This is a genomic window from Tahibacter harae (assembly GCF_024437735.1).
In the GTDB taxonomy this organism is placed as follows: Bacteria; Pseudomonadota; Gammaproteobacteria; order Xanthomonadales; family Rhodanobacteraceae; genus Tahibacter; species Tahibacter harae.
Genome location: NZ_JANFQO010000058.1, coordinates 1 through 4,499 on the forward strand (window position 1 = coordinate 1; position 4,499 = coordinate 4,499).

Genomic DNA, 4,499 nt, shown 5'->3' on the forward strand with positions numbered 1-4,499 from the left:
GCGTGGCGTGCAGCGGCACGGCGCGGGCCGCGCCGGCGGCTGCCGCCGGTGCCGTCGCGGCCGCCGCAGCGGCCGCGCCCAGCAGCTGCGAGGCATGCCGCGCGGCCAGATAGCGCGCCAGCGCCGCCGGCGTGGAATGCTCGAAGAACACCGTCGGCGCCAGGCTCAGGCCGAACTGGTGGTTCAGGCGGTTGCTGAATTCGGTGAAGCCGATCGAATCGAAGCCCAGGGTGTTGAGCGAGACATCGGCGAAGATCTCGGCCCGGTCGACCTTGGCCAGGTCGACGATGACCTCGACCAGCAGCGCGTAGATGCGCGCGAGCTGGTCCTCGCCGGCCGCCGCGGCCGGCGCGCTTTCTGTGCGCGCGGGCGCGAGTGCCGGGGCGGCGAGCAGGGTCTGGCGGATGCGCGGGGCGTCGCCGCAGACCACGGCGACCTGCGCCAGGCCGCTGGCCAGGGCCGCGTCGAGCAGGCGCCAGCCGGTAGAGGTGTCCAGCGGGGCCAGGCCGAGCAGGCGCTGCATCTGTTCGCGCACGGCAGCGGCGACCTGCATGCCGCCGTCGCGCCACAGCGGCCAGTTCACCGACAGGCTGCGGCCGCGGCGCTCGCCGCGCGCGACCTGCGCGGCGCGCTGGCGCAGGTAATGGTCCATGAACGCATTGGCCGCGGCGTAGTCGGCCTGGCCGGCATTGCCGAACTGGCCGACGACCGAGGAGAAAGCGACGAACAGGTCCAGATCGAGCGCGGCAGTGGCTTCGTCCAGGTTGACCAGGCCAGCCACCTTGGGCGCGAACACGGCGCTCAGCTCGGCCGCGGTCTTGGCTGCGAGATAGCTGTCGCGCACCACGCCGGCGGCATGCAGCACACCGTCGAGGCGGCCGTGGCGCTGCAGCAGCGCGGCGACCGTCGCATCAAGCGCGACGCGGTCGGCGATGTCCACGGCGTGGTATTCGGCCGCGGCGCCGGCGTCGTTGAGGGCGGCGAGCGCGGCGTCCAGCGCCGCATCGGGCGCGCGGCGGCCGAGCAGGACCAGGCGCGGCCGCTGCACGCAGCGCGCGATTTCCTGCGCCAGCTTCAGGCCCAGTCCGGCGCCGCCGCCGCTGATGAGGTAAACACCCTGCTCTTTCCACGGGCTGTGGCCGGCGCCTGCGGTTTCGGCGCCGGCCTGGATTTCAGCGACATCCTCGATCAGGCAGCCATCCTGGGCCAGGCGCAGCACGGCATGGCCGCCTTCGCGCCAGGCGCCCAGTTGCGCGATCAGTGCGGCCGTACCGCCGTCTTCGCGCAGGAACAGCTGCACAGTCAGCGATGCCAGTTCCTGGCGCGCGCTCTTGAGCAGACCGGCCAGGCCGGCCAGCAGCGGATCCGCCGCCGGCACCACGAGCTGCACCAGCACGCTGCCGGCCGCACCGGCGGCCAGCGACTGCAACCGCGCCAGCAGGCCCAGCGCGGCCTGTTCAAAGGCCTGCGCCGCGCTGCCCGGGGCGGCGATGGTCGCGACCTGGGCCGCCGGGAAAGCGGCGGCCGCCGCGACGGCCAGCTCCTGCGCAGGCTCGGCATCGGTCGCGAGCAGCCAGAGGTGGTGTGCCGCCGGCGCGGTGCCGCCGGCCGGCGCCGCCGCTTCGCGCCACTGCGGCGCCAGCAGCAAGGTACTCGTGCCGGCCGCGGCGGAAAGATCCAGCTGGCGCCGGCAGAAGCGGCGCAGCCGCACCGCCACGGCACCGTCGGCATCGGCAATGTCGATATCGAATTTCTGCACCGCATCCGCGCTGCTGCTGCCCGGCGCATGCCGGATCAGTACCCAGGCCTGGGCCGGACACGGCGCCAGCACCTCGATCTGTTCCAGCACAAACGGCAGCAGTGCCTGCGCCGCGGCCGGCGTCGGCAGCAGGCCGACCGCGGCGTCGAGCAGGCTCGGATGCAGCACATAGCCGGCCGCGCCGGCCGCGACCGCATCGGGCAGCTGCAATTGGGCCAGTGCGAACGGCGCGCCGTCGGCGTCTACACCGAAGGCCTGGCGCTGCAACGCGCGCAGGCCGGGGCCGAACGCGAAACCGATCTGCGGCAGTGCGGCGTAGGCGACCTCGCCGGGGATCCACTCGCCGCAATGCGCCTGCCAGCGGGCCAGGTCCAGCCGCTCCGGCGGGGTTTCCGCCAGCGCCGCGCGGCCCTGGCAATGCACCGGCGCCTCGCCATCGGCGCCCTCGCTGCGGATCGCGAACGCGACCTCGCCCGAGGGCTGCGGCGCGAGTTCGATGCGCACGTCCACCGCGTCCCCGGCCACGGCCAGCGGCCGCGGCCAGACCACCTGGCTCAGCACCAGGCCGTTGCCGGCCGCCGCGCCCAGGCCGGCGGCGTCGGCCAGCGCGGCGCGGGCCATTTCCAGCCAGGTCACGCCGGGCACGATGTGGCTGCCGCGGATCACATGGTCGCGCAGGAAGAATTCGCTGCCGTCCAGCCGCGTCGCATAGGCCTGGCTGGCGAAATCCGACACATTGCGCTGCAGCAGCACATGCGGACCGGGCGCGAAGGCCGCCAGCGCGACCTCGTTCCAGCCAGCGTCGCCGAGCGGCACCCAGTGGCGCTCGCGCGAGAAGGCGTAGGTCGGCAGGCGCAGGCGCCGCGGCCGGCCCTGCGGATACAGGCGGTTCCAGTCCACGCTGCCGCCGCGCACCCAGTATTCGGCCAGGCGGCCGAGCCGGCCGCGGGCGATCCAGCGTTCCTGCGCCTCGGCCAGTTCCTCGTCGCTGCCGAATGCGGCGAGCGCCTCGCGGCTGCGGCGGATGTCGCCGCTGGCGCCGTCGTCCACGGCTTCGCCGGCGGCATGCCGGCGCAGCCCTTCGCGCAGCGCGGCCAGCGAGGCAGCGACAAAGCCCAGGCGCCAGTCCATCGCCTCGCGCCCGGCCTGCAGCGTGTAGGCTATGCCGGCCAGGTCTTCCTCTGCGTAGCGGCCCTCGTCCAGGGCGGCGAGCAGGCGCCGGCACTGTTCGGCCAGCTGCGCCTCGGTGCGCGCCGACAGCACGATCAGCACGGCCGCGGGCGGCGCCGGCGGGGCCGCCGGCACGGCGCGGTATTCCTCGATGATGACGTGCGCATTGACGCCGCCCAGGCCGAACGAGGACACCCCGCCGCGGCGCGGCAACGGCTGGCCCTGCGCATCGTGCAGCAGCGGCCATTCCTGGGCGCGGTCGAGCAGGCGGAACGGCGTGCCGCGCAGGTCGATGAAGGGATTGACCTCGGCGCAGTGCAGGCTGGGCGCCAGCGTGCGGTGCTGCAATTGCAGCAGCAGCTTGATGACGCCGGCCACGCCGGCGGCGAATTCGAGGTGGCCGATATTGGTCTTCACCGCGCCCAGCGCGATGTGCGGCGCGGCGACCTCGGCACTGCCGCTGGCGGCGTAGAGGTCCTTGAACGCGGCCTTCAGCGCGCTGATCTCGACCGGATCGCCGAGCGAGGTGCCGGTGCCGTGGGCTTCGATATAGCCCACGCTGCGCGGATCCACGCCGGCCTCGGTATAGGCCGTGCGCAGCAGCGCGGCCTGGGCCTTCGGATTGGGCGCGGTCAGCGAGTTGGCGCGGCCGCCGTGGTTCTCGGCGCTGCCGACGATCAGGCCGTAGATCAGGTCCTCGTCGCGCTCGGCCGCATCCAGCGGCTTGAGCAGCAGCATGCCGACGCCGTCGCCGCGCACGTAGCCATCGGCCTGGGCGGAGAAGGTCTTGCAGCGGCCGTCCACGGCCAGCACGCCGGCGCGGCTGAAATTCAGGTGCGCCCACGGCGTGAGCATGATGTGCACGCCGCCGACCAGGGCCAGGTCGCACTGCCCCGCATGCAGGCTGAGCAGGGCGCGGTGGATCGCGACCAGCGAGCTGGAACAGGCGGTCTCGATCGGTTCGCTGGGCCCGTGCAGATTGAGGAAATGGCTGACCCGGTTCGGCCCGAACGACGGTACGCCCAGGGTCACGCCGGAACCGCCGACCGGCACATTGGCCTGGGCGACGATGCTGCTGTAGCCCGAATCGCCGACGCCGACGAATACCGCCGTGCGGCTGCCCCAGAGCGACTGGGCCGAATAGCCGGCGTCCTCGATGGCGCGCCAGGCATGGGTCAGCAGCAGGCGCTGCTGCGGGTCCATCACCTCGGCGTCGCGCGGGGCGATGCCGAAGAACAGCGGGTCGAACTCGCCAACGCCATCGACGAAACCGCCCCATTTGATGTTGGTCTTGCCCGGCTCGCGCAGCGGATCGCCGTAGATCGCACGCCAGTCCCAGCGATCGGCCGGTATCTCGCTGATGCAGTCGCGGCCGTCGCGCAGGTTGTGCCAGAACTGGGTCAGGTCGGCGGCCATCGGGAAACTGCCGCTCATGCCGATCACCGCGATCGGCTGGCGCACGGCCGCTGCCGTCGCCGCCGGCGCCGGCATGGCGCGGGCAAAGCGCGCCGCCGGCCGCGCCACGGCGGCCGGAACGGCGGGTGCGGCGGCGGCCTGCGGCCGCGGCGCG

The 4,499-nt window shown here is 73.5% G+C and carries 1 protein-coding gene; it reads right to left on the bottom strand.

Annotated elements, in window-relative coordinates; translation table 11 throughout:
* The coding region (locus NM961_RS23715) for an SDR family NAD(P)-dependent oxidoreductase (protein WP_255916904.1) at nucleotides 1–4,363 on the bottom strand (4,363 nt) is incomplete at its 3' end.
* Nucleotides 4,364–4,499 lie beyond the last annotated feature (136 nt).